Raw genomic sequence first — 26989 nt, 5'->3', positions numbered from 1 at the left:
CGACTGTCGGAACAACTGCGGGACAGCTTCCGGACAGTTCTGTGACACAGTGACCCTAGCGACTCGCCCGGTAAACCTGCAGCCGGAGGCCGGTGAAGTGGGTCACCGATCACTCTCGGCGTGCATTCGGCGCACCACCAGCACCAGCAGGACGATCACCAGCGCGGCGCAGCCGCACGCCAGCCACACGCCCACCCCGGCGGCCGCGGAAACCAGCAGCGGTTCCAGCGCGCGGAGCAGGAGCACGGACAGCACACCGACCAGCGTCCCGACGGCGCGTGCCGCTCGGCTCCACGGGACCAGGATCAGTGCACCCGCCGCGACCGCCACGGCGACCAGCGTGCCGCCGAACGCGACGTCGACGGGGTGCAGCAGGGCGGCACCCCGGTACTGATCGGCCGACTCGGCCGTTGGGAAAACGAAGGCCCCGACGGCCAGGGCCGCGGCAGGCAACACGAGCCATCGTTCTGCCGCGGGGCTCGTGACACCGGGCACCCCGTCCCGTTCCAGCACTCCGGCCGCCGCCGCACACCCGCCGGCCAGTGCAGCGGCTCCGGCCGCGAGCGCCGCGTACACGGCGCCGGGCCCTGCCGTCGCGTCCACCAGGACGTCCGGCGCGGCAACGGCCAACTGCAGCGCGGGTCCGACGGCCAGCACGACACCGGCCCACGCCACCGCGACGGCCGGGCGAACCGGCTCGGCCAGCCGCGGAATCAGCAAGCCGACGCCGAGCACACCGAGCACGATCCCCGCCGGAATCAATACGGCCTGCGCATCCGACAGGACGGCCGCCCCGCCCGCCGACGTCTGCACCAGCGGCTGGCGGGCCGCCACCACCGCGCCGACGGCAGCCGACACGGCGAACGCGCCGCCGAGGACATACAGCCATTGCGGGCCCGAGCCCACGCGGTAGGCATTCCGGCCCGCGCTCTTGCCGACATCCCTCGGAGCGCTGTCGGTCTCGGCATGCGGCGCGCCCGTGCCGGCGATTCCGACCGAGCCCGCGATGGGAACGGCCAGCAGGACGACGGCCGCGCCGACGACCAGGATCGGTCCGGCGGCCAGGGACAGCCAGGACTGCATTGCCACCCCGACGAGGTTCGGCAGTGCCAGCGAAGCACCCGCGACGGCGACGCCGGCCAGCACGCCGGTGAACCGACCCCATGACGGCACTGTGAGTGCGGTCACGACCGCTCCGATCGCGGCGAGCCCGATCGCCAGCGATCCGAGCACCACGAGCGCCGGACCGTCCAGCGCCGAGCCGTCCAGCAGGTTCGCATCGGCCGAGTCGTACGGCGGCATCAGCACGCCGACGGCGAGCGCCAACGCCGCCCCGACCGCCAGGACACCGAGACCACGAACACCCCGGTCCGGACCTTGCGCATCGTCGGGCAGGGCCACAGCCGCGCGCGCCGCCAGCACTCCGGCGACCACCGCCGCCGCATGGCCGGCCAGCAGCAGGAGGAGTCCGCCGAAGGCGGGCTCGGCGCTCACCGAACCAGGAACGAGGAACTCCGGCCGCATGGCCCGGGAAGCGTCCACGGCGAACTGCGCGTCCACGATCGCCCGGCCCGGGGCCAGCGCCGCCACGCCGATCAGCAGCCCTGCGGCCGTCGCGGAGCGGCCGCGGACCACCAGCAGCCAGGCGGCTGCCGCGGGCGCGACGGCGAGGACCACCAGCAGCGGCCACGAAGTGAAGGCCGGGCGGCCACTCTCCGGACCCTCGTGCACGACTCCGATCAGCGCGCCGCCAGCCAAGGCCGCGGCCGACACCCCGGCGGCAGCCAGGACGGGGACAGACAGCCGGGAGCCGGTGGCTGTCCCAGCCGTCTCGGCCGACGGCCCCGCCGTCCTCGCGGTGCTGGAGCGCGATGTAGCAGGCATTGCTTGCGAACGTAGCAAGCCTTCGGCACAGTCTCCGGCGCCACGCGGCGCGGGTGCCCGATCGGACCAGCGCACGGGTGGGGCCATGGCAGCTCGCTTCGCCCGCGGCTACCTCCGCACGGGATCGTGACTCCGCATCCGCACCCGCGGGCAGCTCTCCCGGCGCGCGGCTACCTCCTGCCCCGCCCAGGCCCGCTCGGCCGGCTTCGCCCCCTGCCCGATCGGCTTCGCCCCCTGCCCGGTCCGCTTCGCGCCCCACGTGCCTCCCGCTCGGCGTAGCTCGACCGGCTCTGCGCTGAGCCTCGCTGACAGAGTTCTCTGCGTGCTCTGCACCTCGTTTTCTGCACTTCGACGACACAGCACTGCAACGCTGCCTCGACGACACAGCAACGCCCCACGCGTGCGAACAACCGCCTGTTCGACGGAACAACCCGGGCCTGCCGCCCCGTAAGAAGGCCGTTGGCGCCCCGTCAGAAGGCGACCGGTCGACCCGCGAGAAGGCGACCGGCGGCGACCGGTCGGCCCGCCAAAAGGCAGCCGGCCGACCCGTAAGAGGACGGGTGCGAGCAGGACGGCGAGCCACTTCGGCCGCCCCTTCGGGCAGTCGAATACGTGACGCGCGTCACCTCAAACGGCGTAAATCGGAAACTACCGTCGGTGATCACCCCAGCTTGGCCCGCGATCTTCGCCACTCACTTGGCCCAGACCGCCGAGGGGATCTTGCACCGAGCGGTACCGATTCGTTACAGTCGCGCGGTCCCCATTACAAACCGGTCACGAACGGGACGGGCCGTCCTCCGGGACGACACGGAAGCGGCGCCCCCGACGCCGTTTCACCGGGATCCCCCGCCCGGTTCCCCGGACGCGACCGGCACCCCGAGTACTGGAAGGCCCCGCCTTGGCACGACACCGCTCCCCCGGCGGTACTGCGTCCCCGGCCCTGCAGGCTGCATTGGAGAGCGCCGCCAACCGGCCGCGCACTCACCACCGGCTCGCGCCGCCGTCGTCGGCGTTGCGTGGCCGGATGGTCGTCGCCGCCGTGGCTGCAGGCGCGTTCGCCGCAGCAACCGCAGGGCAGACCCTGCAGGGCGCTGCCAGCCAGACCGCCGATGATGTGTCCCTTGCCAGCTCACGAGGTGCCTACGGCGCCAGTGGCGTCGGTGGCGACGTCGCCCCGGCCGCACCGGTTGCGCCCGTGGTCGTCGACGTCAGCAAGCCGAACCAGGCCGCTTCCGCCCGCGCCGAGGCCAAGAAGCTGTCCGGCGCCCAGCGCTTCACCGACGCGCGCAAGGAGCGCGAGGCCGAAGCCGCCCGCAAGGCGCGAGAAGAAGCCATGCGCCCGGACGTGGTCCGGCCCGCGGCAGGCGTGCTGACCTCCGGCTTCGGCGCCCGCTGGGGCACCACGCACTACGGGATCGACATCGCCAACGCGCTCGGCACGCCGATCGTCGCGGCTGCCGACGGCGTCGTCATCGAGGCCGGCCCGGCCAGCGGGTTCGGCAACTGGGTACGCATCCAGCACGACGACGGCACCGTCACCGTCTACGGTCACATGTTCACCTACAACGTGACCGTGGGACAGCGCGTCAAGGCAGGCGAGAAGATCGCCGAGATCGGCAACGCCGGTCAGTCCACCGGGCCGCACCTGCACTTCGAGGTCTGGCTTGGCGAGCACGGCACCAAGATCGACCCGCTGGCCTGGCTCAACAAGCACGGCATCAGCTACTGACCTCCGGCTGATCCCTCCCCCACGGGATCTCACGATCCGACCGGCACGTCGTCGACGTGCTGCGACCATGCCACCGATGGGCAGTCGTGCTGCCGTTGCCGGCTGCCCATCTTCGGCTGCCCGCTTTCCGGCCAGGCCTTTGGCCATGCCTGAAGTCGGCCGATCTCCAGCGCTGGCGGCCCCCTCCAACGCTCGACGCCTGCTGACGACTTCATCGCACACCACCCCCAGATGAATCGAACACCTGTTCGAATCAACTGTAGCATCGAACGCTTCGCCGTGCACCGTCCCGCGCACCGGAACGATCAGCCAACCATGAACCGAGCCTTGGGCGAGTACGTGATCACCACAGGGGACACCCGGTGCGCCGCGGACGTCATCGCCAGGGGACAGTCGGTCACACCGCGGCTACCACCTCGCAGGGAATACCGGGAGTGAACCCACGTGGCGCTGCTGTCGGGGTTTGCGCAGCGCTGCACCAGGCAGTCCCAGCGAGCTCTGCTTCGTGGGTACGTACTGCTCGCTGGGGCTGCCCCTCACCAGCTCCGCAAATCCACGTCGGCCCTCTGCCGGGGCGGTCACCGGGCCCGCGCGGCCGTGCGCGGCGAGTCGATCACAGCCTCGTTCCGGGCACAGCTGCCGACCAGGGCGAACGGGGAGCGCGGAGGTCGATCGATGCGGAGGACCCGGCCGCCGCGCACGACCGACAAGCACCCAGGGACCCACAACCACCGACCACAACGGACGGAACGTGCCCGGATCGGTCACCGAGCGCCGAGGACCAGCAATCCAACCAACCCCACGCCGATCCCCCGGTAACGCGGAGGACCAATCAAACGAGCGGACCCGGCCGCCGGGCACAAACCGAAGAGCGCGTGGGGCCAACAGCCGCCGAGCAAGCCCAACGGGCAGTACGGGCAGTACGGGTAGCACGGCACCGATGAACACCGACAGCACGTACCGGCGCAGCCGGGCACGCCGTCAGCTCGCGCAGGCCGCCACCAATCACAGCTTCGTCATGGGCACGCTGCCGATCAGCATCAGCCGCACCGTGCCCGCCGAGCCGAAGTCGATGGTTGCGGTCGCCCGCGGCCCGGACCCGTCGGTCGCGATCACCCTGCCCAGGCCGTACTTGTCGTGGTTCACCCGGTCGCCGACCTCCAGCTGCAGCGCCGGCTTCGCCGCGGCTGCCTTCCAGCCGGAGAACGACGTCGTACGCATACCACCCGCGGCGATACGCGCCTGCGCCGAATCGCTGCCCCAGCCACCGCCACGCCCCCACCTGGTCGCGGCGCGCGGCCCCGCCGGACTCTCCACCGGTTCCTCTCGCCGCCACTCGACCAAATCGGCCGGGATCTCGTCCAAGAACCGGGAGGCCGGATTGTGCACCGGCGAGCCCCATGCGGCGCGCACCAGCGCCCGCGACACGTACAGCCGCTCTCGCGCCCGGGTGATTGCCACGTAGGCCAGTCGCCGCTCCTCCGCCAGCTCCGTCGGGTCGGACAACGCACGCATGTGCGGGAAGACACCGTCCTCCCACCCGGTGCAGAACACCACCGGGTACTCCAGACCCTTGGCAGTGTGCACGGTCATCAGCGTGACCACACCGCTCTGCTCCTCCGGGTCGCCGTCCGCGTCGGGGTCGGGCACCGAGTCCGCGTCGGACACCAGCGACACCCGCTCCAGGAAACCGTCCAGCAGGCTCTGCGCGGGCGCATCGGCCGCCGCCGCGGCGTCGGCGTCCACCGGCTCCCCGACCGTGTTTTCGGCGAACTCACGCGCCACGGTGACGAGTTCGGTGAGGTTGTCCACTCTGGTGGCGTCCTGCGGGTCGTCGGACTCGTCCAGCTCGGCCCGGTAGCCGGTGCGATCCAGCACCGCTTCCAGGATGTCCGCCGGGTCGGCATCGTCCAGCACCATCTGCCGCAGCTCGTCGTACAGCTCGACGAAGGCGGCGATGGCGTTCCGCGAGCGCGGGTTCAGCGACTCGATCTTGCCCTCGGCAGCCGCACGCAACGCCGCGTAGAAGGAGATGCGCTCGCGCTCGGCGTAGGCGGCCACCGTGGCCTCGGCCCGCTCGCCGATGCCGCGCTTGGGCACGTTGAGGATCCGCCGCAGGCTGACCGTGTCCTCCGGGTTCGCCAGCACCCGCAGGTAGGCCAGCGCGTCGCGGACCTCGCGCCGCTCGTAGAACCGCACACCGCCGACCACCCGGTACGGCAAGCCGAGCCGGATGAAGATCTCCTCGAACGGCCGGGACTGGTTGTTGGTGCGGTAGAAGACGGCAATGTCGGAGTACTTGGCTTTGCCGGAATCGACCAGCGCGTCGATCTCACCGGCCACGAAAGCCGCCTCGTCGTGCGCGTTGTCAGCCACGTAGCCGACGATCTTGTCGCCGTCGCCCGCGTCCGTCCACAGCCGCTTCTCCCTGCGGTTGGGATTGCGGGAGATCACCGCGTTGGCCGCGGACAGGATGGTCTGGGTGGACCGGTAGTTCTGCTCCAGCAGGATGGTGCGGGCGTCGGGGAAGTCCCGTTCGAATTCCTCGATGTTGCGGATCGTCGCGCCACGGAAGGCGTAGATGGACTGGTCCGCATCGCCCACCACGCACAGCTCCGCGGGCTCGACGTCCGAATCGGCCGAGTCGGGCCCGACCAGCTCCCGCACCAGCACGTACTGCGCGTGGTTGGTGTCCTGGTACTCGTCCACCAGCACGTGCCGGAACCGTCTGCGGTAGTACTCCGCGGTCTCCGGGAACTGCTGCAGCAGGTGCACCGTGCGCATGATCAAGTCGTCGAAGTCGAACGCGTTCGCCTGCTCCAGGCGCCGCTGATACTCCGCGTAGACCTCCGCGGCCACCCGCTGCGCACCGTCCGCCGCCACGGCAGCCGCCGCCTCGACGTCGACCAGTTCGTTCTTCCAGTCCGAGATCTGATGGGCCAGCGCCCGCGGCGGATGCTTCTTCGGGTCCAGGTCGAGGTCCCGCACCACCAGCGTGACCAGCCGCTTGGTGTCGTCGGCGTCGTAGATGCTGAAGTTCGACGACATGCCGAGCGTCTTCGCCTCCCGCCGGAGCACCCGCACGCACATCCGGTGGAACGTCGACACCCACATCGCGTTCGCCCGGCGGCCGCACAGGTCGACGACGCGTTCGCGCATCTCGTTGGCCGCCTTGTTGGTGAACGTGATGGCCATGATCTCGCCGGGGTGGACGTCCCTGGCCACCAGCAGGTAGGCGATCCGCCTGGTCAGCACGCGGGTCTTGCCCGAGCCCGCGCCTGCGACCACCAGCAGCGGGCTGCCCTGGTGTTGCACCGCGGCCCGCTGTGCCGGGTTGAGGTCGGCAAGCAGCTCGTCCACCTCGGCCGCGCGGCCGGCGGGGGTGTGGTCGTTCAGGTCGAAAAGGGTGCTCATCGACTGTCCACGGTACTTGCTCCCGCCCACATCACACCGGCGCGGCTACCGCGGTTCGGCAACGATGTGCAACAATGGCCCCATGCGGCATTTCGACGGGCGATTTTTTTACGGGAACCGGACTCCGGCTCCCGTGATCGCCTAGTGCCGAACAAGCCATCACAAGCCCCGGAGTCCTCCGACCCCGGGGCTTTCGTCGGCTCTGGGGCCGGGTGGCAGGACGGAGACGAGGAAACCGTGACCACCGACACCACACAGCCCACGGAGCAGGACAACATCGACCGGCTGCGGGAAGAGATCGACCAGATCGACGCCGAGATCCTGCGGTTGGTGAAGCGGCGCGTGGAGGTCTCCAGGAAGATCGGCGCCGCCCGCATGGCCGCAGGCGGGCCCCGCATCGTCTACAACCGCGAGATGGACGTGCTCGCCCGCTACCGCGAGCTGGGCCCGGACGGCAGGCAGCTCGCCCTCGCGCTGCTCAACCTGGGCCGCGGCAGGCTGGGCCGGTGACCACGTCGATCCGGCACCCGGCGCGCGACGCGCCGCAGGCGACCGGGTGCCGGCGCCGACATCTGGGGGAAAATCCCTGAGGTCCTGCGCGCCCAATGCGCGCACACTCGACTCATGGGCACGATCGTCAACATCATCGCCGTCGTCGTCGCCATCGCGGGTGTGCTGGCCACGGTCGGCCACGGCGCATACCTCGCGCTACTGAACAATGCAGCGCGCCGCCGTGCCGGTGGCGCACCGGTTGCCACATACGTGCGCAGCCGCAGAGCGCTCGCCGTGGGCACCACGGTGGCGGCACTGCTGGGCCTGGCGATGACCGGCGCCGAGTCCGTCGCCGTCGACGTGCTCGCCATGCTGCTGGCAGGCTGCAGCGGCGCGGTGGCCGCGCAGTCCTTGCGGGAAACGCAGGAGCGTTACCGCATCGAGCGCTGACCGGCAAGGCTCGTCGCGGCCACTCTGACATCAAAGCGTGACTTCACCCGGAAGGATGCCCGCACCCGGGTGACATTCAGGGCAAATCGAGCCCCCGACTGGGGTAACGCGCAGTAAGTTCCTACGCTGATGCACGTGAAGATTCGCGCGCATCGGTCGAGACGCACCGCGCACGCGAGATCACTCTCCGCTACTCCATTCGGCGGAATAACCCGGGATGTGCCGTCAGCTACACCGGCAAGGGGGGTCACTGGGGCATGAGCCACGCGGGTTCTGCACACACCACCCCGCCCCACCGTCCGGGACGGCACAGGCGCACAGCGAACAACGAAGCCGCATGGACCCCCACGGTCGACCCGGAGGCCAGCGGCGGCAGGCACCGCGCCCCGGACGCACCCACGGAAGAGATCCCGCCGGTCGGCTCACTGTCCGGCACACTCCCCACCACAGCCCCCGCGATGCCGTCGGCCGGGGAGAACGTCAGCCGTCGGCCGCGAGGCGACGAGCGCCCACGAACCGCGGCACGGTCCGCCGCGACCGCCCGGCGGCCGCGTCGAGCATCTGCTCCGGCCGGGTCGACCGGTGAACCGGCGGCCGGCCACCCGGACCTTCCGGCCCAGGTCCCGGCCGAAGCCGTGCCACCGTCCCACAGCGACGACCAGCCGGACATCCCCGCCCAGAAAACCGGCAGCCGCGAGGCGGCGACGTCCGATGAGCCCGGCCAGACCGCGGGCAGGAATTCCGCCGAGCCGGACGCCCCCAAGCCCCCACAGCGCACCCGGGTCACCCTGACCCCCGCGACAGAGGAGACCGAGGACGTCCGGGTCTACGTCGCCCCACCCCCTGGCGGCCTGAGCAAGTTCGACCTGGGCAACGTCCCGGCGTCGGTCACCCCGCCGCGCAGCTGGCGCAAGGCCGCCTGGTTCGCCACGATGTCGTCGTGCGGCGTCGCCGTCGCACTGGTGCTGGCCGGCTCCTACCTGGTCGGTCAGTCGCCACACACCACGGACGTGGAAGGCTGGACCGGTTTCCGCGGTCAGCCGCCGGTGATGCACGACGAAGGCATCGCCGACCGCGACCCGGACGACGGCGGGCCCACCCGCAGCGCCCCCGGAAGCAGTTCGAGCGAGCCGCAGCGCATCGCCGACATGGCCGACATCACCGACACCAGCAACTCGGGCAACACCACCCCGGGCGGCACCACACCCAGCGCCAAACCGTCGACGCCGGACACGCCGACCAGCCCTGGCGACTCGACGAAGCCGACCAGCCCGCCGGAAAAGCCGCCGCCGGTGACCGCCCCGCGGGAAATCCGGCGCGACTCGATCTTCAACTTCCCGCCGGATGCGAAGACGATGGGCGACCGGTCGGAGACCTTCCTCAACGAGATCACCGAGCACCCGGAAGTGGCGCACGCGCAGACCGGCGGCGACCTGTACGCGCAGGGCCCGGAAGCACTGGCCAAGCGCTACGCCGACATCGCCTACTTCGAGGTCAAGCACATCTACATCGACCAGAAGAACCGGGTCACCGTCAACACGGTCAACGTGGTGTATCAGGACGGCACCAGCGAGACCCAGCAGTGCACTCTCCGGTTCGAAGAAGGGGACAAGATCACGCAGGATTGCCGGTGAAATTTCACCTGCATGTGCATCTTTTAACCCGTTCGGACCATGATCGAACCGCTTGTCGACAATGAGCGTCAATTTACCGACAATCACTGGCTCTCCCGCCGGTCCTCGTCGTTGGCTGTAGGTGCGTTTCCGGGCGCGGCGACGCCGCCGCCCGCAAGTTGTCGGACTGCACGCGCCGAGGTGAGGCGATGCCGGTGGTTGGCTTCACTCGTGGCAGCGACCACGCCATGCGGTCGCCCAGCCGCATCGAGGAGGTCCGCTACCCCGCTGGGTCGGGCGCATCCGACCCGGCCGCCGACGAACCGGCCGAGCCTGCCGGGGAAGCAGGTTCGGCCGGCGACGACGACATCTCCCCCGCGCAGCCGGAACCGGAGCACGCCGCGATCCGGGTGGCCAAGCTCGCCGCCCTGGTGACCGCCGTGGCGCTGCTGTGCGCCGCCGTCGTCGCGGCGGCGTTCTTGGACCGGCAGCGGCGGGACGCACCTCCCCACAGCGGTCCGCAGCAGGTCTCCGGGCTGCCCGCGCTGGCAGGCATCGAACACGACGGCGAAGTGGCCGCCGCCCCGTCACCGGCGGCGCAGCGGCCGGGCGGCGCCGCGTCGTCGGCAGGCGGAGCCAGCGTACGGTACCAGGAACCCGAATCGTCACATCGAGCGATGTGGACCCCCGACCCGTGCGAGCTGGCGATCATCTTCTACCGAAGGCTGGCCGACGAACCCGCCCGCGCGCTGGCCATGCTCGGCGGGCGCCTGTCGGACGACGAACGCCAGACGCTGCTGACCGTGTGGCGCACCCTGGACCGGGTCGAAGTCCGTGACCTGCGTCAACTCACCGACGACCGGGTGCGAGCGAGTGTGACGATGACCACACTCGGCGGCGGTGCCTACCGGGTCGACCACGAACTGCGGGTCGATCCGCCCGCGATCGTCGACGTCATCCTGCTGTCGTCGCAGCGCTTGGCCGGCGGCCCCCGTGCGGTGGAACCCGGTACCCCCGCCGTGTGCGGACAGTGACGCCCTAGTCTGGGCAACAACCCTCCACTGGGGCATGCGTGTGGGGTAGAGTTCCGCCGCGCCGTGCTTCGCCGAGAACAACAGGGGCAGCAGTTTTGAGCGACGAAGGTCGTGTTGTCGCGGGCCGATACCGCATCGTCAGGCGGATCGGCACCGGCGCCATGGGTGCTGTCTGGCAGGCGCATGACGAACTGCTTGGCCGGACGGTGGCCGTCAAGCAATTGATGTTGCAGCCCGGCCTCAACGAGGCCGAGCAGCGGGAAGCCAGGCAGCGGGCGATGCGGGAAGGCCGCATCGCCGCGCGGCTGCACCACCCGAACGCCATCACGGTGTTCGACGTGGTCACCGACGACTACGGGCAGCCGTGCCTGATCATGGAGTACCTGGAGTCGACCAGCCTGGCGGCGGTGCTGCAGGCACGCAAGACGCTGCCGCCGATGGAGGTGGCGCGGATCGGTGCGCAGGTCGCATCGGCGCTGGCCGCCGCGCACCAGGTCGGCGTGGTGCATCGGGACATCAAGCCTGCGAACATCCTGCTGGACCGCAACGGGACGGCGAAGATCACCGACTTCGGGATCTCCCGCGCCGTCGACGACGTGACGGTCACCAAGACCGGGATGATCGCGGGCACGCCCGCCTACCTGGCCCCCGAAGTGGCCATCGGCCAGCCGCCGGGGCCGGAGTCGGACATCTTCTCGCTCGGCTCCACGCTGTACGCGGCCACCGAGGGCCAGCCGCCGTTCGGGCTCAGCGAGAACACGCTCAGCCTGCTGCACGCGGTGGCCGCGGGTCAGATCAACCCGCCGCGCCGGTCCGGGCCGCTGACCAGCGTGCTGGCCGTGCTGCTGCATCCGGAGAAGGAGCGCAGGCCGAACGCAGCCGAGGCGGAGCGCCTGCTGGCCGCGGTCGCCCGTGGGGAGACACCGCTGGGCGGCCCGGTGGACGACGGCCCGACCGCGATGGTGGCCGGTGCGGTGTCCGGCGATCTCCGCGACGAGTTCGACGACGCACACACCCGTCCCATCGAGCGGGCGGAGCCGACGACCGCGCTGCGCACCGCAGACGAGCCCGAACCGGAACCGCACGAGGACGACGACACGCGTCCGCGTGGCTGGCTCAAGCCCGCGGCAGCGGCGGCCCTGCTGATCGGCGGGATCACCGCGCTGGCGCTGTACTTCTCCGGCGGCACCGACGAAGCGCCACCGGTCGGCTCGCACACGAACTCGTCAACGGACTCCTCGGCCCGTCAGGTCAAGCAGGACACCTCACCCAGCAAGGAGGACGTGAAGCCGCCGCCGACGACCTCCACCACGACGAGCACGTCCAAGCGGTCCGAGGAACCCGAGCCACCCCCGCCGGGTTTCACCACCGAGGTGCCCGAGCCCGAGGACGAGCCGACGGCCGAACCGGAGGAGCCGCCGGAGGGCCCGCCGTCGACCGACGACGGCGGCAGCGGCGACGACGACCAGGAGCCACCAATCCAGCCGTCCGACCCACCGCCGTCGACGCCTTCGTCGCCTCCGTCGAGCGGGGCGTCCGGCGAGGCGTAGCGGGCCCCGGCGATGGAAGGCACGCTCATCGGCGACCGCTATCGGCTCAGTCAGCCGATCGGTCGCGGGCGCGCCGGTTTCGCGTGGATCGCCCAGGACACCCGGGTGCATCGCACCGTGGTCGCCAAGCCGGTGGCGGTGTCCAACCCGCAGGACATCTCGTTCGCCCTGGAACAGGCCAAGCACGCCGCGCGGCTGCGGCACCGCTGCGCCGTCACGGTCTACGACGTGTTCCCGGAAGGGCCCGAGGTGTGGCTCATCACCGAGTACGTGCCGTCCCGTTCGATGGCGGAGTTCCTCACCGGCCACGTCAGGCTCGGCGTCGCCGACACCACGATGCTGGGCACGCACGTCTCCGCGGCGGTGGCGGCGGCGCACGAGATCGGGCTGCTGCACCGGGCCATCGAGCCGTCGAACATTTTGCTGGCCGACGACGGCGGGGTGCTGATCACCAACTTCGGCATCGGCGGGCTGGATGCCGACGCCGACTACCAGGCGCCGGAGGTGGTCGGCGGCAGCCATCCGACGCCCGCATCGGACGTCTTCTCCCTCGGCGCCACCCTGTTCTACGCCGCCGAGGGGTACGTTCCATTCACCGCGGGCCACGAGACGGCGACGTTCCAGCACCTGGCCGGGACCCCGCTGCAGCCGCTGCTGGCCAGGATGCTCTTCGTCGATCCGACGATACGGCCGGCGATGGCGGAGGTGTGGTCCGAGCTCCGCGGCTCCGCCCGGACCAGCCGGACTGGGCAGGCCACCGCGGGCCAGCACACCGGCACCGTCCCGCTGGTGGGTGGGTCGGGGACGCAGCCGTTCGCTCAGCAGGCAGCACCCGCGCCCGGGGCACCGGAGCGGTCTGGGCAACCCGCCCAGTCGGAGGCCACCCACCAACTCGGCGGCCATCCGGCCGATCCCCGCGCGACGCAGCAGCCCGGTGGATCGCCGGTTTCCACCGGTGCGGCCCACCAGCTCGGCGGCCAGCCGATGCCTGCCGGGGTGCCTCAGCAACTCGGTGAGCAACCGGCGTACGCCGGGGCGACTCGGCAGCCCTCGAGTGGCGCGGGCGCGATCCCATGGCCGCATCAAGACCTCGACCTGGCCCAACCACGGCAACAGCCGCCCAGCGGTCTGCGCGCCCTCGGATTGCCGTCTCCGGCGGTCATCGCCGCCGCGGTAGTGCTCGCCGTCCTGGTCGGCATGGCATTCGCCGAACTGGTCCTGATCCGGTCGTGACCGCACCGCAGGGGCCGCACACCGGCCGATGCGCGACCCCTGTCCGGCAAGTCACGTGCGGGTCAGCGCGAAGCCGCCGCCGGCGCCCCGGCTGCCATGCGCTCCTCCGCCAAGCGGTTCGCGGCCGCCAGCGGTGTGACGTTCTCCTTCTCCGTCAACGTCAGCACCTCGCGCATGGTGTCGAAGATCCGTGCTGTGCGCTGCCTGACCCGGTCGGCGTCGTAGCCGTGCAGCTCGTCCGCGACGTGGATGACGCCACCGGCGTTGACCAGATAGTCCGGCGCATACAGCACACCGCGCCGGTGCAGGGCGTCCGCCAGGCCGGGATGCGCCAGCTGGTTGTTCGCCGCCCCACAGACGATCTCCGCCGCCAGCGCGTCCACGTTGCCGTCGTGCAGGACACCGCCCATCGCGCACGGCGCGAAGACGTCCAGCTCGGTGCGGATCAGCTCGTCGGTGTCCGCAGCCACCGCGATGTTCGGATACAGGCGCCGCACCGCGTCGACGGCTTCCTGCCGGACGTCGGTGATGACCACCTCGGCGCCTTCCTCCAGCAGGTGGCCGAGCAGCAGGTGGCCCACCTTGCCGACCCCCGCAACACCGACGCGCTTGCCCGCCAGGCTCTCGCTGCCCCAGCGGTGCGCCGCCGCGGCTCGCATGCCTTGGTAGACGCCGAAGGCGGTGTACGGCGAAGGGTCGCCGATGCCGCCGGCGGCAGCCGACCGCCCCACGACGTACTTGGTCTGGGTGGCGACGATGTCCATGTCCGCGGCGTCGGTGCCCACGTCGACCGCGGTGATGTAGCGGCCTGCCAGCGAGTCGACGAAACGCCCGTAGGCCTCCAGCAGGGCCGGGGTCTTGGCCACCGCCGGGTCGCCGATGATCACGGCCTTGCCGCCGCCGAGCGGCAGCCCGGCGAGCGCGTTTTTGTACGCCATGCCGTGCGACAGCCGCAACACGTCGTCGAGCGCTTCGTCCTCACTGGCGTAGGGGTAGAAGCGGGTGCCCCCGAGGCCGGGGCCCAGTGCGGTGGAATACAGCCCGACGATGGCCTTCAAGCCGGTTGCCCGGTCGTAGCCGAACACGACCTGCTCGTGGCCAGTCCCTCTCTCGAATACTCCCAGGGTCATGAGTGATGACTCCTTCAGCGATGGGGCCGCAGCGCTTGTGGCGCGTCGGCCCGTCACGTAAGGGTGGTGCCCTCATCCTGGCTTGAAATCGCCGCGGAATCACCATCGGAAAGCGACAAATCTGGCCGCACCCCGCTCGTGGGCCGGTCACGGGCGCGACCGAGGACGGCCAGACCCGGGGCTCAGACCAGGCGCCGATCCGACGCCCAGCGCGACAGCTCGTAGCGATTGGACAACTGCGTCTTACGCAGCACCGACGACACGTGCGTCTCCACCGTCTTGACCGAGATGAACAACTCGGCGGCGATCTCCTTGTACGCGTAGCCGCGCGCCAGCAGCCGCAACACGTCCCGCTCGCGCGGCGTCAGCAGGTCCAGCTCGGGGTCGGAGATCGGCGCCGCTCCCGGCCGGTCGGCGAACGCGTCCAGCACGAACCCGGCCAGCCGCGGCGAGAACACCGCGTCGCCGTCGGCGACCCGCAGGATCGCCTGCACCAGGTCACGCGAGGAGATCGTCTTCGTCACGTAGCCACGGGCACCGCCACGGATGACCGAGATGACGTCCTCGGCGGCGTCGGACACCGACAACGCCAGGAACTTGATGTCCGGGTACTCGGGCCGGATCCGGCGCAGCACCTCGGAGCCGCCGCCGTCCGGCATGTGCACGTCGAGCAGCACCACCTGTGGCTTGGTGCGGGCGATTCCGGCAACCGCTTCCCGCACCGAACCCGCCTCGCCGACGACGCGGACCTTGTCGGAGAAGTTCTCCAGCTCGGTGCGGGCACCGGTACGGAACAGCCCGTGGTCGTCGACCAAGAACACCGTCACCGGTTCACGTGCCTGGGTCATCCCATTCGCCTCTCAACCTTGCCCACGTCGCCGCGGTGGCGATTCGACCAGGTTAGTACAGCCGGGCGGGCGCGGCGGGCACGTTGCCGCACCCCACCCAGGTGATCCGTCCTCATGCCTGCTCCCGCACCGGCATCTCCAGCCGCACCTCGGTGCCTTCGCCGATGGCCGTGCGCACCTCGCAGCGTCCCCCGTTGCGGGTCATCCGGCCGCGGATGGAATCGGCAAGGCCGTGCCGGTCCGCCGGGACGGCGTCCGGGTCGAATCCCTTGCCCCGGTCGCGCACGAACACCGACACCTTGCCCGGTTCCACCTCGGCGTAGACGCTGACCTCCTGCACCCCGGCATGCTTGGCGGCGTTGACCATGGCCTCCCTGGCCGCCTGCACCACGGCGACGATCGGCTCGCTGAGCTCGACGTCGCCCACCGTGACGTGCTGCACCGAGATGGCGAACGTGTCCTCCACCTCGCCGCACACCTCGGCCAGCGCCTCGGACAGCCGCTGTGCCGAGCCGCCGCGATCCGATTTCCCCGCGCCGTAGCCGGACGCGCCGTAGAGCCAGGTGCGCAGCTGCCGCTCCTGTCCCCTGGCCAGCCGCACCACCTCGCGCGGCGCGTCCGCCTGCTTCTGGATCAGCGCCAGCGTCTGCAGCACGGAGTCGTGCAGGTGCGCGGCGATCTCCGCCCGCTCCTCCTGCCGGATGCGCTCCCGCCGCTCCTCGACCAGGTCGCGGGTGATGCGCAGCCAGAACGGCACCGTCAGCACGGCCACCCCGATCAGCGTCGCCACCACCGCGACCAGCGCGAACTGCACCTGTTCGAACGTCCCCTCGCGCAGCAGCACCACGCCGAGCCCGGTCAGCACCAGCGCGGCACCGGCGACGATGCGCAGCGCCGCCTGCCAGCCGCCCCCACCGAGAACCGCCCCGACCGGTCCCCGGCGCCAGCGGCGGCGCTGCGACTCGTCGGCCTCGCGCCACACCAGCACGGCACCGACCAGCGCAACCGCCAGCGGAACCGCCACCCAGGCGCTGAACGATCCGCTGAGCGTGCCCCCGAGCACCCCCAGCGCGCCGCCCAGCGCCAGCAACGCGATGGCTTGCTGGCGTTCGCGCGGGGTGACTTCGACGTCGTCGTCGGCCGCCCGCTGCGGCACGAAGATCCACAGCAGGCCGTACAGGATCACGCCGACCCCGCTGAGCGCGCACAGCAGCGTGAACACCAGCCGGACCGTGCTGACCTTCACGCGGAGGTGGTCCGCCACCCCGCCGGCCACGCCGGCCAGCACCCGGCCGTTGCGCCTGCGGGTCATGCGAGCCACCGGCTCCGGTTCGGCCACCCCCGACGGCTTGATCCGGGCAGGCACCTTCACACCCGCCGGTGCGCGCACCACCATCGGGCTCACCGACGTCGCGGTGGGCCCGGCGGCGGCTGGCTGTTCGCGTCGTGTAGTCACCAGGGCTCATGCTCACACGGCCCGCATCGGGGCCGCATCCGGGATTCCCCCTGAATCGTGCCGCGGTGCGATATCAGGGTTGTTCCCGGATGTGTCCGGCACCGCGGGCGGAGCATCATCGACGGCATGAACACCGAAGCACCCCACCGATCCGGCGGCATGGACGTCGCCGAGACGCTCCGGGACTTCTGGATCAGCCGCCCGCGACGGGTCCGCCGCGGGCGCAAGATCGCGGGTGTGGCGGCAGGCGTGGCCGCCCGGTACGGCATCGATCCGGTGGTGCCGCGCATCGCGCTGGTCGTGGCGACGTTCTTCGGCGGCTTCGGTGTGCTGCTCTACCTGCTCGGCTGGCTGCTGCTGCCGGACGAGCGGGACAAGGTCTCCGCGCTCGAGGCACTGCTCGGCAAGGGCCGCAGCTCCACCCCGCCGCACATGACCGTCGGCCTGTGCATCGCCTTGTTCCCCGCGGCCAGCTGGACGTTCGGCGGCTGGTGGTTCAACGGCACCGGCGTCGTCCTGGGAGCGCTGATCCTCATCGGAGTGTTCATGCTGCATCACAACCGAGGTGACCAGAACCGGCCGATCGCCCCGGTGGCGGAGGACGCGGCTCCCGCGTCGTTCTCGGCGCAGCCCACCTCGCTGTCGCCGGACGAGTCGACCGAAAGCAACTACCAGCCCCCGCCGGGTGCGTGGGATCCACTCGGCGCCGACCCGCTGGGCTGGCAGTTCTCCGACGAACCGGTGCACGCCGGATCGGCCGAGCCGGACTCGTGGTCCGAGCCGGCTGCACCCGCGCGCCGGATGCGACCGGTGAGCCCGGGGATCACGCTGGGCGCGACGCTGCTGACCGCGGCCGTGGGGACCACGCTGGCGATCCTCGGCAACGGGTGGTTCACCGTCAGCACCGTCATCGGGCTCTCGCTGGCTGTGCTCGGGCTCGGCATGGTGCTGAGCTCGTTCGCAGGCACCGGGCGCCAGCTGCTCGGGCTGGCCGTACCGCTCAGCGCAATCGGCCTGCTGGTCACCGTGCTCCCCATCGCGGATCTGCCCGGGGGCGGGTTCGGCGAGCTGGACGTGCGGCCGGTGAGCACGGCCGAGGTGCTGGACGAGTACGAGCGCACCGGCGGCCGGGTGGAGCTCGACCTCAGCGGGCTTCCCGCGGATTCCGATCCGGTGAAGACCAAGGTGGCGGTCGGCCTCGGCGAAGCGCTGGTCGTCGTGCCGGAGAACGCGGACGTGACCGTGACCTGCGAGACCTCGGTCGGCGAGGTGCAGTGCCTCGGCCGGACCGTGCACGGCCTGGGCACGGACGGCGTCTCGCTGACCGACGACGGCATCGGCGACGGACCGAAGATCACCCTGGACGTGTCCAGCGTGGTGGGCAGAGTGGAGGTGACCCGTGGCTGAGCCGGCCCCTCGACAACGACGCGTCGATCCCATCGCCCTGGCAGGCGGTCTCGGTACGATCCTGGTCGCGGCCTACATCCTGGGCGGCAAGAACCTGCTGCCCGACCTGGATCTGCGGTGGTTCCTCGCCGTGCTGGCCGGGCTGATGGGGATCGGGCTGATCGCGGCCTCGCTGCGCCGCTAGCCGGTCACTCCCATTCGATGGTCCCCGGCGGCTTGGACGTCACGTCCAGCACGACCCGGTTGACCTCGGCCACCTCGTTGGTGATGCGGGTGGAGATCCGTTCCACCACGTCGTAGGGCAGCCGGGTCCAGTCCGCCGTCATGGCGTCCTCCGAGGACACCGGGCGGAGCACCACCGGATGCCCGTAGGTGCGGCCGTCACCCTGCACACCGACACTGCGCACGTCGGCCAGCAGCACCACCGGGCACTGCCAGATCTCCCGGTCCAGGCCCGCCGCGGACAGTTCCTCTCGGGCGATCGCATCGGCCGCACGCAGCGTCTCCAGCCGCTCGGCGGTCACCTCGCCCACGATGCGGATGGCCAGGCCAGGCCCGGGGAACGGATGCCGGTGGATGATCGTCTCCGGCAGGCCGAGCTCGGCGCCGACCCGCCGCACTTCGTCCTTGAACAGCAGCCGCAGCGGCTCGACCAACTCGAACTGCAGGTCGTCCGGCAGCCCGCCGACGTTGTGGTGCGACTTGATGTTGGCCGCGCCCGCTCCGCCGCCGGACTCCACCACGTCCGGGTAGAGGGTCCCCTGGACCAGGAAGCGGTAGTCGCCTTCGGCCTTCAGGTCGCGCTCGGCCTGCTCGAAGACCCGGATGAACTCGCGGCCGATGATCTTGCGCTTCTGCTCCGGGTCGGTGACGCCCGCCAGCGCGTTCAGGAACCGGTCCCGGGCGTCGACGGTGACCAGCCGGACACCGGTGGCCGCCACGAAGTCCCGTTCCACCTGGGCCCGCTCCCCGGCCCTCAGCAGCCCGTGGTCGACGAACACGCAGGTCAGCCGGTCGCCGATGGCGCGCTGCACCAGCGCGGCCGCCACCGCGGAGTCGACGCCGCCGGACAGGCCGCAGATCGCCCTGCCGTCGCCGATCTGCTCCCGGATGCTGCTCACCTGCTCGTCGACGATCGACGCGGTCGTCCACTGCGGCCGGACGCCCGCGACGTCGTGCAGGAACCGTCGCAGCACCTCCTGCCCGTGCGGGGAGTGCGCCACCTCCGGGTGGTACTGCACGCCCGCCAGCCTCCGCTCGAGGTTCTCGAACGCCGCCACGCTCGCCCGGGGGCTGGCCGCGGTCACCGTGAAGCCTTCCGGCGCCTTGCTCACCTCGTCGCCGTGGGACATCCACACCGGGTGCCGCGCGGGCAGCTCGGCGTGCAGCACACCGGGGTCGACCACCGTCAGCTCGGTGCGGCCGTACTCGCGGTTGCCGGTGTGCTCGACCTCGCCGCCCAGCGCGCGGGCCATCGCCTGGAAGCCGTAACAGATGCCGAAGACCGGCACGCCTGCCTCGAACAGCTCGGGGTCGACCATCGGCGCCCCCGGCTCGTAAACCGACGACGGGCCGCCGGAGAGCACGATGGCCGACGGGTTGCGGGCGAGCAGCTCGGACACCGGCGTGGTGTGCGGGACGACTTCCGAGTAGACCTGCGCCTCGCGCACTCGCCGGGCGATCAACTGTGCGTACTGTGCGCCGAAGTCGACGACGAGCACCGGGCCGGATTGCTGCTGCGACATGACGTCATCATCGCAGGTCGCCCGTACGGCACCGGCGCGGGCGACGGTGTTGCGCGAAGTGCGACACAAACTGCCGTGACCGCGCGGCGGGCACCACCGCGGCCGTCCGCGCCGCACCTCGTCGGATCAGGTCTGCACAGCCCGCTCACGGGTCTTCCCGCCCACGGGGGGCGTCAGAACGCCGCGGAGGCCGCGGAGTCAGCGGACCTCGACCAGCGGCAGCCGCAACGCGCCCGGCGCGCCATCGGGAACCGCTGGACGGCGCGGCGGCACCGGCTTGATCCTGCGGTACGGGCTGCCCGGTGCCGGCCGGGGATCCTCCTCCCCCTTGTTCGGCCAGAACGCCATCGCGCGTTCGGCCTGCGCGGTGATGGTCAGCGACGGGTTCACGCCCAGGTTCGCGCTCACCGCCGAGCCGTCCACCACGGACAGGCCCGGGTGGCCGAACACCCGGTGGTACGGGTCGATCACGCCCTCATGCGGGGTCGCACCGATGACGCACCCGCCCAGGAAGTGCGCGGTCATCGGGATGTTGAACAGCTCGCTCCACGTGCTGCCCGCGATGCCGCCGATCTCCTCGGCGATCAGCTGGTTGGCCTCGTAGCCCGCCCGGATGAACGCCGGGTTCGGTTCGCCGTGCCCCTGCTTGGACCGGTACCAGCGGCGGCCGAACCGCTTGGTGGTGTAGGTGGTCAGCGAATTGTCCCGGCTCTGCATGACCAGCAGGATCATGGTGCGCTCGCTCCACCGGTACTGGTGCATCAGCCGGGCGGTGGTGACCGGGTGCCGCAGCAGGAAGGACAAGAACTGCCGCCAGCGCGGCACGTCGCTGTCGCCCTCGGTGGCCAGCGTCTGCAGCAGGCCCATCGCGTTGGAGCCCTTGCCGTAGCGCACCGGCTCCAGGTGCGTGTTCTCGTCCGGGTGGATGGACGAGGTGATCGCGATCCCCCGGCTGAAGTCCCGCTGCGGGTCCACGGCGAACCGGGACGAGCCGATGATCGCCTCGGAGTTGGTCCTGGTCAGCTCGCCGAGCCGAGCGGACAGCCGGGGCAGCTGCCCGGTGTCCCGCATCCGGTGCAGCAGGTTCTGGGTGCCCCAGGTGCCCGCGGCCAGCACGACCTTCTCCGCGGTGAGCGTGTGCCGGAAGCGCTTCGACCGCCGGTCGGTCTTGCGGATGTCGACGTCGAAACCGCCGTCGGTGCGCTGGCGCACCGCGGTCACCGTGGTCATCGGGATGATCTTGGCGCCGTTGCGCTCGGCCAGGTACAGGTAGTTCTTGGTCAGCGTGTTCTTGGCGTTGTGCCGGCAGCCGACCATGCAGTTGCCGCACTCGATGCATCCGGTGCGCGCCGGGCCGACGCCGCCGAAGAACGGGTCCGGCACCGTCTGCCCCGGCTTGCCGAAGAACACCCCGACCTGGGTCGGGTGGTAGGTGTGCGCGATGCCCATCCGCGCCGCGACCTTGCGCATCACTTCGTCGTGCGGGGTGTCCAGCGGGCACTCCACCACCCCGAGCATGCGGGACGCCTGGTCGTAGTACGGGGCCAGCTCGGACTCCCAGTCGGTGATGTGCGCCCACTGCTTGTCCTGGTAGAAGGGCTTGAGCGGGCGGTAGAGGGTGTTCGCGTAGTTCAGCGAGCCGCCCCCGACGCCCGCCCCGGCAAGCACCAGGACGTCGTCCAGCAAGTGGATGCGCTGGATCCCGTAGCAGCCCAGGGCCGGGGCCCACAGGAACTTGCGCAGGTTCCACGACGTCTCGGCGAAGTCCTCGTCGGAGAACCGCCTGCCTGCCTCGATGACCGCGACCCGGTATCCCTTCTCGGTCAGCCGCAGGGCCGAGACGCTGCCGCCGAACCCCGAGCCGACGATGATGACGTCATAGTCGTAGCTGGTGGGCATAGCGGCCAGGGTAACCGCGGCGGCCGCTTCTGACTACGGGTAAGTTACCTACGAGTCACCGCGATCGACCGGTGGAGTTCACGCGCGCACCGTGAGCCCGACCTTCTGGAACTCCTTCAAGTCGGAGTAGCCCGTCTTGGCCATCGCCCGGCGCAGCGCGCCGAACAAATTGATCCGGCCATCCGGCTCGAACGACGGCCCGTAAAGCAGCGTCTCCAAATCGACGTCGACGTCCGGGCCCATGGCGATACGCGACCGCGGCAACGACGGGTGCGCCGCGGCAGCGGTCCAGTACAGGCCCCGGCCGGGAGCGTCCCGGTAGCCAGCCAGCGGGGCGCCGAGCATCACGGCGTCCGCCCCGCACGCGATGGCCTTGGCCAGGTCACCGCTGCAGCTGATGCCGCCGTCGGCGATGACGTGGACGTAGCGGCCGCCCGTCTCGTCGAGGTAGTCGCGGCGAGCCGCCGCCGCGTCGATGATCGCGGTGGCCATGGGCACGCCGATGCCCAGCACCCGGTCGGTGGAGGTGACCCCGGGCGCGTAGCCGTGGCCGACCAGCACCCCGGCGGCTCCGGTGCGCATGAGGTGCATCGCCGTGCGGTAGTCGCTGACCCCGCCCGCGATCACCGGGATGTCCAGGTTGGCGATGAAGTCCTTGAGGTTCAGCGGCTCGGTGTCCTCGCCGCTGACGTGCTCGGCCGACACGATGGTGCCCTGCACCACCAGGATCTCCACCCCGGCGTCGAGCAGGTGCGGGGTCAGCTCGGCGGCGTTCTGCGGGCTCACCCGGGCGGCCACCGTCACGCCGGCGTCCCGGATCTTCTTCAGCGCGGCCGTGATCAGCTCCGGGCGGATCGGCGCGGCGTGCAGCTGCTGCAACTGACGGGTCAGCGCCGCCGGGTCCTCCATGTTCTCCGCCGCCACCAGCAGCGTCTGCAACGCCTCGTCGACGTCGGCGTGCCTGGCCCACAGCCCTTCGGCGTTGAGCACGCCGAGCCCGCCGAGCTTGCCGATGGCGATGGCGGTGTCCGGCGAGACGATCGCATCCGTCGGATGGGTCACCAACGGCAGCTCGAAGCGATAGGCGTCGATCTGCCAGGCGGTCGAGACGATCTTCGACGACCGCGTCCGCCGCGACGGCACGATCTCCACGTCGTCCAGGTCGTAGGCCCGCCGGGCGGTCCTGCCCATGCCGATCTCGATCACATCACGCACGGGCTAGAGCCTAGCTTTCCCGGCCAGCGCGTGCCCGCGGTGGCCGGGACGCACCGCGAGCAGCGCCACGCGCCGGCCGAGCGGTCAGCTCCGCATGGTGTAGTTCGGCGCCTCCGCCGTCATGATCACGTCGTGCGGGTGCGACTCCTTCAGGCCTGCCGAGGTGATCCGTACCAGCTGCGCCTGCTGCAGCTCGGCGATGGTACGCGCGCCGGTGAAGCCCATGCCCGAGCGCAACCCGCCGACCAGCTGGTGCACCACCGTCGCCAGCGGCCCCCGGTACGGTGTGCGGGCCTCGATGCCCTCCGGAACCAGCTTGTCGTCGCTGAGCACGTCGTCCTGCGCGTAGCGGTCCCTGGAGTACGACTTGCCGCCCGCACGGGACTGCATGGCCCCCAGCGATCCCATGCCGCGATACGTCTTGTACTGCTTGCCGTTGACCAGGATGACGTCGCCCGGCGACTCGTCGGTGCCTGCCAGCAGGCTGCCCAGCATCACCGTGTCGGCACCGGCTGCGATGGCCTTGGCGATGTCACCGGAGTACTGGATGCCGCCGTCACCGATCACCGGAACCCCTGCGGGCTTGCACGCCTGCGCGACCTCGTAGATGGCCGAGATCTGCGGCACCCCGACACCCGCGACGACGCGCGTGGTGCAGATGGACCCCGGGCCGACCCCGACCTTCACCGCGTCGGCGCCCGCGTCCACCATCGCCTGGCCGCCCGCCCGCGTGGCCACGTTGCCGCCGATGATGTCGACCGTGTCGCCCAGTTCCTTCTTCAGGACGGCGATGGTCTCCAGCACGTTCTTCGAGTGACCGTGCGCGGTGTCCACCACGATCGCGTCCACGCCCGCGTCCGCGAGGGCGTGCGCACGCTTGCGACCGTCCACGCCGACGCCCACCGCGGCGGCGACCAGCAGCCTGCCGTCCGGGTCCTTGGTCGCGTTCGGGTACTGCTCGGTCTTGACGAAGTCCTTGACCGTGATCAGCCCGCGCAGCTTGCCCGCGCCGTCCACGATCGGCAGTTTCTCCACCTTGTGCCTGCGCAGCAGGCTCAGCGCGACGTCCGCCGACACCCCGACCTGCGCGGTGACCAGCGGCGGCTTGGTCATCACCTCGGCGACCTTGCGCGAGTGGTCCACCTCGAAGCGCATGTCGCGGTTGGTGATGATGCCCACCAGCGTGCCGTCCGGATCGGTCACCGGCACACCGGAGATGCGATACCGCGCGCACAGCGCGTCCACCTCGGCCAGCGTGTCCTCCGGTGAACACGTCACCGGGTCGGTCACCATGCCCGCTTCGGAGCGTTTGACCACCTCGACCTGCGACGCCTGATCGTCGATGGACAAGTTGCGCTGCAGCACGCCGATCCCGCCCTGACGGGCCATGGCAATGGCCATCCGGGCTTCGGTCACGGTGTCCATCGCCGCCGAAACCAGCGGGATTCGCAGCGTGATGTTGCGGGACAGGCGCGCGGTGGTGTCCACCTCGCTGGGGACGACGTCGGTCTCCGCCGGAAGCAGCAGCACGTCGTCGAACGTCAGCCCGAGCGGCGCGAACTTGCTGGGAAGGAACTCCTCGTCAGGCCGAGTGTGGGGGGTCATGCGTCGATGGTATCTGGACAGCCACCGGAGCCGACCCTGTACCGTTTTCGATGTGCACTCGCAGGAAATGCCGCCCGACCCATTCGCCGACGACCCGGACGACCCGGCGCGGAGCCTGGCAGACATGGACGACGAGCCCGCACCTCCGCTGACCGAGGAGGAACGGGCCGAGCTGCTGGCCGACTTGCAGGATCTGCAGCTGTACCAGCGGCTGCTGGAACCGCGCGGGATCCGCGGGATCGTGGTCGACTGCGCCGACTGCAACGAGCCGCACTACCACGAGTGGCACCTGCTGCGTGCCAGCCTGGAGCAGCTGCTCACCGACGGTCAGGTGCGGCCGCACGAGCCTGCGTTCGCCCCGAACCCGATGGACTACGTGAGCTGGGACTACTGCCGCGGCTTCGCCGAAGGAGTGCGCGCCACCCAGTCCGCACGCTGATTTCCGACCGCATGCCGCGGACGAGGCGGTCCGCATGCATCGCACGGCGCCGCTGCGCGCCCGAGCGGAGCCGTGCACAGGCGACCGAAGCCCAACCGAAGGTCAGCCGAAGCCGCGATCTGCGGCTTCATGCTTGCGCGCCGTCCCGGCCCGAGCGGTCACCAGGTGTGATGCATCTCGCCCCAGCCGGATGTGACGCTTCTCGCCCGCTCGTTTCCGGGCCGGGCGCTTGCTAGCCGCCGTCTTCGCCCCGTGGCTCGGTGGCGCTCTCCGCGCCGTTGGTCCGCGGCTGTGACGAGTAGTGGTCCTGATCGGACTCCGCGCTCGACGGCGGCGCCGACGGCGTGGACGGCTCGGTGCTCGGCTCGCTCGGCTCGCTGCTGGGCTCGCTGGGCGGCTGCTCGCTCGGCTGGTCGCTGCTGCCACCTGGCGAAGACGGGTTGCTCGACGGCGGGTCGTCGCCCTCCGGCGTCGTCGGCTTGTCGTCCGGCGCGCTTCCGCCCCGATCCAGCTCGTCACGCAACTTGTCGTGCTCGCGCTGCAGGCCGTCGTGGTCGTCTTCCTCGGCGACGTTCTGCAGCGACTTGCGAGCCTTCTCCAGCGCGTCCCGCGCGACGTTCAAATCGCCGTCGTCGAGCGCCTCGCGAGCGCGCTTGAACTCCGCCCGCACGTCGTAGGAGGCCTCGACCGACGCCGCCTTGTCGGCGTAGAGCACCTGGGTCAGGCCCCACAGCGTGTCACCGGGCTGTGCGTCCCTGGCGGCGATGCTGGCACCACCGAACGTGACCCCCAGCACGGCCGCAGCCGCCGCCACCGGGATCAGCATGCGGCGCCGCCGCGCCTTGTCGTTGCGGTGCGACTCGCGCGCCGCGCGGATCGTGGCCAGCGCCGTCTCGGCGTCCACCAGCTCCGGCATCGGCTCGCTGTCGACTTCCCGGCTCCAGGCCAGCAGCAGCGAGTTCAGCTCGGCGGAGCCGAGCTCGTCGGCCACCTTGCGATCCGAGCCACCCAGCGCGTCCAGCAACGCGTCGTCGGCGTGCACGGCCGCCAGGTCAGGCGTCGACGACTCGTCGTGTGAGTTCGACACTCAGACCACCTCCTCTGCGGCCAATGCTTTGCGCAGCCGAGCCAGCGCCCTGTGCTGCGCCACCCGCACCGCACCCGGCGTCGAGCCGACCGTTTCCGCGGTCTCCTCCGCGGACAACCCCACCACGACGCGCAGTACGAGGATCTCGCGCTGCTTCTCCGGCAGGATCTCCAGCAGTTTCGACATGCGTTCGTTCAGCTCGCCCTGCAGCGCGTGCTGCTCGGGGCCGATGTCCCGTTCCACGTCGTCCGGCACATCGGCCACCGGGTCCGCCTTGTTGCGGGACGCGGCGCGGTGCGCATCGGCGACTTTGTGCTGCGCGATGCCGTACACGAAGGCCAGAAACGGTCGTCCCTGATCCCGGTACGTGGGCAAAGCCGTCAGCACCGCGAGGCACACCTCCTGGGCCACGTCGTCCGCCGAGGCGAACGACCTTTCCTGCCTGCCGACGCGCGCTCGGCAATAGCGCACAACCAAAGGACGGACGGCAGCCAGCACCCGCTCGACCGCCTCGGGATCCCCCTCAACGGCAGCGGCGACCGACTCGTCCAGTCCGTCCCCCACATTGGCCATCGCAGACAACTGTCCCAGTGTTACTCATTGACGACAAAGTGCTGGTAAGTGCTCGGCGCGTGGCTAGTTCCGGATCACCCGAGCCGCTTCGTACCACCGTACCGGTCGAGTCCACCCGGCATCGCGCGCATCCGGGCAAACGAACAAGGGCCCCGCGTTCCGCAAGGCCCTTGTTCGCTCCACGCA

22 protein-coding genes are annotated in these 26989 nt (G+C 70.8%); 11 read left to right on the top strand and 11 right to left on the bottom strand.

Annotated features, from left to right (window positions below; translation table 11 throughout):
• Nucleotides 1-102: 102 nt before the first annotated feature.
• Nucleotides 103-1884, bottom strand: a complete 1782-nt coding sequence (locus YWY_RS0118185) for a hypothetical protein (RefSeq protein WP_156899348.1) — start codon at nucleotides 1882-1884, stop codon at nucleotides 103-105.
• 1024 nt (nucleotides 1885-2908) lie between these two features.
• Between YWY_RS0118185 and YWY_RS0118180 the strand changes: the two genes are divergently transcribed.
• On the top strand, nucleotides 2909-3613 hold the full coding sequence (locus YWY_RS0118180) for a M23 family metallopeptidase (RefSeq protein ID WP_028848787.1): 705 nt from the start codon (nucleotides 2909-2911) through the stop codon (nucleotides 3611-3613).
• Between the two features lie 315 nt (nucleotides 3614-3928).
• The gene (locus tag YWY_RS24825) at nucleotides 3929-4051 is read left to right on the top strand and encodes a hypothetical protein (RefSeq protein ID WP_281169006.1); all 123 of its coding nucleotides are present in this window, start codon (nucleotides 3929-3931) and stop codon (nucleotides 4049-4051) included.
• Nucleotides 4052-4618: 567 nt separating this feature from the next.
• Here the strand turns inward: YWY_RS24825 and pcrA are convergent.
• Nucleotides 4619-7027 carry a DNA helicase PcrA gene (gene pcrA / locus YWY_RS0118175; RefSeq protein ID WP_028848786.1) on the bottom strand — a complete coding sequence of 803 codons (2409 nt, stop codon included), beginning with the start codon at nucleotides 7025-7027 and terminating at the stop codon, nucleotides 4619-4621.
• 237 nt (nucleotides 7028-7264) lie between these two features.
• On the opposite strand from pcrA, the gene YWY_RS0118170 reads away from it, so the two are divergent.
• From YWY_RS0118170 to YWY_RS23425, 6 genes are all read left to right on the top strand, one after another.
• Nucleotides 7265-7537: a chorismate mutase gene (locus YWY_RS0118170; RefSeq protein WP_028848785.1), complete on the top strand. Its 273-nt coding sequence runs from the start codon at nucleotides 7265-7267 to the stop codon at nucleotides 7535-7537.
• Nucleotides 7538-7651: 114 nt separating this feature from the next.
• Nucleotides 7652-7969, top strand: a complete 318-nt coding sequence (locus tag YWY_RS0118165; protein WP_028848784.1) for a hypothetical protein — start codon at nucleotides 7652-7654, stop codon at nucleotides 7967-7969.
• Nucleotides 7970-8604: 635 nt separating this feature from the next.
• A complete protein-coding gene (locus YWY_RS22745; RefSeq protein WP_051310403.1) occupies nucleotides 8605-9603 on the top strand; it encodes a hypothetical protein in 999 nt (332 codons plus the stop codon).
• A gap of 188 nt (nucleotides 9604-9791) precedes the next feature.
• A complete protein-coding gene (locus tag YWY_RS0118155; protein ID WP_028848783.1) occupies nucleotides 9792-10616 on the top strand; it encodes a hypothetical protein in 825 nt (274 codons plus the stop codon).
• Between the two features lie 95 nt (nucleotides 10617-10711).
• On the top strand, nucleotides 10712-12166 hold the full coding sequence (locus YWY_RS23865) for a serine/threonine-protein kinase (protein WP_084609348.1): 1455 nt from the start codon (nucleotides 10712-10714) through the stop codon (nucleotides 12164-12166).
• Nucleotides 12167-12178: 12 nt separating this feature from the next.
• Nucleotides 12179-13399, top strand: a complete 1221-nt coding sequence (locus tag YWY_RS23425; RefSeq protein ID WP_051310402.1) for a serine/threonine-protein kinase — start codon at nucleotides 12179-12181, stop codon at nucleotides 13397-13399.
• Between the two features lie 62 nt (nucleotides 13400-13461).
• Here YWY_RS23425 and YWY_RS0118140 read toward each other — a convergent pair whose 3' ends face one another.
• From YWY_RS0118140 to YWY_RS0118130, 3 genes are all read right to left on the bottom strand, one after another.
• Nucleotides 13462-14529: a Glu/Leu/Phe/Val family dehydrogenase gene (locus YWY_RS0118140; RefSeq protein WP_028848782.1), complete on the bottom strand. Its 1068-nt coding sequence runs from the start codon at nucleotides 14527-14529 to the stop codon at nucleotides 13462-13464.
• A 182-nt stretch (nucleotides 14530-14711) separates the two neighbouring features.
• Complete coding sequence (locus YWY_RS0118135; RefSeq protein WP_028848781.1) at nucleotides 14712-15377, bottom strand: response regulator; 666 nt, start codon at nucleotides 15375-15377, stop codon at nucleotides 14712-14714.
• Between the two features lie 112 nt (nucleotides 15378-15489).
• Nucleotides 15490-16833: an ATP-binding protein gene (locus YWY_RS0118130; protein WP_425426141.1), complete on the bottom strand. Its 1344-nt coding sequence runs from the start codon at nucleotides 16831-16833 to the stop codon at nucleotides 15490-15492.
• 126 nt (nucleotides 16834-16959) lie between these two features.
• Here YWY_RS0118130 and YWY_RS0118125 point away from each other — a divergent pair, with 126 nt between their 5' ends.
• Nucleotides 16960-18240 carry a PspC domain-containing protein gene (locus YWY_RS0118125; protein WP_028848779.1) on the top strand — a complete coding sequence of 427 codons (1281 nt, stop codon included), beginning with the start codon at nucleotides 16960-16962 and terminating at the stop codon, nucleotides 18238-18240.
• A complete protein-coding gene (locus YWY_RS0118120) occupies nucleotides 18233-18424 on the top strand; it encodes a hypothetical protein (RefSeq protein ID WP_028848778.1) in 192 nt (63 codons plus the stop codon). Before YWY_RS0118125 ends, YWY_RS0118120 begins: the two co-directional genes overlap by 8 nt.
• 4 nt (nucleotides 18425-18428) lie before the next feature.
• On the opposite strand, the gene guaA is transcribed toward YWY_RS0118120, so the two are convergent.
• The 4 genes from guaA to guaB form a co-directional block, all read right to left on the bottom strand.
• Nucleotides 18429-19985, bottom strand: coding sequence for a glutamine-hydrolyzing GMP synthase (guaA, locus tag YWY_RS0118115; RefSeq protein WP_028848777.1), 1557 nt, complete (start codon nucleotides 19983-19985; stop codon nucleotides 18429-18431).
• Between the two features lie 198 nt (nucleotides 19986-20183).
• Entirely contained in the window at nucleotides 20184-21884 is a 1701-nt protein-coding gene (locus YWY_RS0118110; protein ID WP_028848776.1) for an FAD-dependent oxidoreductase, read from the bottom strand.
• Between the two features lie 78 nt (nucleotides 21885-21962).
• Entirely contained in the window at nucleotides 21963-23099 is a 1137-nt protein-coding gene (locus YWY_RS0118105; RefSeq protein WP_028848775.1) for a GuaB3 family IMP dehydrogenase-related protein, read from the bottom strand.
• 84 nt (nucleotides 23100-23183) lie between these two features.
• The gene (gene guaB, locus YWY_RS0118100) at nucleotides 23184-24704 is read right to left on the bottom strand and encodes an IMP dehydrogenase (protein ID WP_028848774.1); all 1521 of its coding nucleotides are present in this window, start codon (nucleotides 24702-24704) and stop codon (nucleotides 23184-23186) included.
• A 67-nt stretch (nucleotides 24705-24771) separates the two neighbouring features.
• Here guaB and YWY_RS0118095 point away from each other — a divergent pair, with 67 nt between their 5' ends.
• The gene (locus YWY_RS0118095; protein ID WP_028848773.1) at nucleotides 24772-25143 is read left to right on the top strand and encodes a DUF5319 family protein; all 372 of its coding nucleotides are present in this window, start codon (nucleotides 24772-24774) and stop codon (nucleotides 25141-25143) included.
• Nucleotides 25144-25375: 232 nt separating this feature from the next.
• On the opposite strand, the gene YWY_RS22730 is transcribed toward YWY_RS0118095, so the two are convergent.
• The gene (locus tag YWY_RS22730) at nucleotides 25376-26230 is read right to left on the bottom strand and encodes an anti-sigma-D factor RsdA (RefSeq protein ID WP_051310400.1); all 855 of its coding nucleotides are present in this window, start codon (nucleotides 26228-26230) and stop codon (nucleotides 25376-25378) included.
• A complete protein-coding gene (locus tag YWY_RS0118085) occupies nucleotides 26231-26803 on the bottom strand; it encodes a sigma-70 family RNA polymerase sigma factor (protein ID WP_028848772.1) in 573 nt (190 codons plus the stop codon).
• Nucleotides 26804-26989 lie beyond the last annotated feature (186 nt).

Source organism: Thermocrispum agreste DSM 44070, from assembly GCF_000427905.1.
Taxonomy (GTDB): domain Bacteria; phylum Actinomycetota; class Actinomycetes; order Mycobacteriales; family Pseudonocardiaceae; genus Thermocrispum; species Thermocrispum agreste.
Note: the sequence above shows the minus strand (reverse complement) of the source record. Positions and strands in the feature narration are given on the sequence as shown.

Bases quoted from the DNA above. Each gene is read 5' to 3' on its own strand.
- YWY_RS0118185 (WP_156899348.1), bottom strand. From the start codon at position 1,884: ATGCCTGCTACATCGCGCTCCAGCACCGCGAGGACGGCGGGGCCGTCG.
- YWY_RS0118180 (WP_028848787.1), top strand. From the start codon at position 2,909: ATGGTCGTCGCCGCCGTGGCTGCAGGCGCGTTCGCCGCAGCAACCGCA.
- YWY_RS24825 (WP_281169006.1), top strand. From the start codon at position 3,929: ATGAACCGAGCCTTGGGCGAGTACGTGATCACCACAGGGGACACCCGG.
- pcrA (WP_028848786.1), bottom strand. From the start codon at position 7,027: ATGAGCACCCTTTTCGACCTGAACGACCACACCCCCGCCGGCCGCGCG.
- YWY_RS0118165 (WP_028848784.1), top strand. From the start codon at position 7,652: ATGGGCACGATCGTCAACATCATCGCCGTCGTCGTCGCCATCGCGGGT.
- YWY_RS0118155 (WP_028848783.1), top strand. From the start codon at position 9,792: ATGCCGGTGGTTGGCTTCACTCGTGGCAGCGACCACGCCATGCGGTCG.
- YWY_RS23425 (WP_051310402.1), top strand. From the start codon at position 12,179: ATGGAAGGCACGCTCATCGGCGACCGCTATCGGCTCAGTCAGCCGATC.
- YWY_RS0118140 (WP_028848782.1), bottom strand. From the start codon at position 14,529: ATGACCCTGGGAGTATTCGAGAGAGGGACTGGCCACGAGCAGGTCGTG.
- YWY_RS0118135 (WP_028848781.1), bottom strand. From the start codon at position 15,377: ATGACCCAGGCACGTGAACCGGTGACGGTGTTCTTGGTCGACGACCAC.
- YWY_RS0118125 (WP_028848779.1), top strand. From the start codon at position 16,960: ATGAACACCGAAGCACCCCACCGATCCGGCGGCATGGACGTCGCCGAG.
- guaA (WP_028848777.1), bottom strand. From the start codon at position 19,985: ATGTCGCAGCAGCAATCCGGCCCGGTGCTCGTCGTCGACTTCGGCGCA.
- YWY_RS0118110 (WP_028848776.1), bottom strand. From the start codon at position 21,884: ATGCCCACCAGCTACGACTATGACGTCATCATCGTCGGCTCGGGGTTC.
- guaB (WP_028848774.1), bottom strand. From the start codon at position 24,704: ATGACCCCCCACACTCGGCCTGACGAGGAGTTCCTTCCCAGCAAGTTC.
- YWY_RS0118095 (WP_028848773.1), top strand. From the start codon at position 24,772: ATGCCGCCCGACCCATTCGCCGACGACCCGGACGACCCGGCGCGGAGC.
- YWY_RS0118085 (WP_028848772.1), bottom strand. From the start codon at position 26,803: ATGGCCAATGTGGGGGACGGACTGGACGAGTCGGTCGCCGCTGCCGTT.